Here is a 318-nt window from a genome sequence, read left to right as displayed (position 1 = left end):
ATGTCGCGCAACCCGTTGTGCCCGCCGTGTCCGCCGCCGGTCTTGAGCTTGGCGACGCCAGGGGGCATGTCGAGTTCGTCGTGGGCCACCAGGATGGCGTCCGGGGCGATCCGGAAGAATCCCGCCAGCGCCGCCACGGACTGGCCGCTGCGGTTCATGTAGGTGGTCGGGATCAACAGACGAACGTCCTTGCCCTGGTGGCTGAACTTGCCGACCAGGCCGAAATACTTGCGGTCAGCCACGAGGCTGACGCCCTGGGCATGCGCCAGGCGCTCAACGAAAAGGGCCCCCGCGTTATGCCGGGTCTGGTCGTATTCC

1 protein-coding gene is annotated in these 318 nt (G+C 66.7%); it reads right to left on the bottom strand.

Features of this window, described 5'->3' with window-relative positions:
• On the bottom strand, positions 1–318 hold a 318-nt coding region (pth, locus tag ACLJNW_RS24055; protein WP_410961198.1), incomplete at both ends, for an aminoacyl-tRNA hydrolase.

The organism is Salmonella sp. SAL4457 (assembly GCF_046548235.1).
In the GTDB taxonomy this organism is placed as follows: Bacteria; Pseudomonadota; Gammaproteobacteria; order Enterobacterales; family Enterobacteriaceae; genus Salmonella; species Salmonella enterica.
The sequence above is the reverse complement of the archived record's forward strand: the minus strand, read 5'-3'. Positions and strand labels throughout refer to the sequence as shown.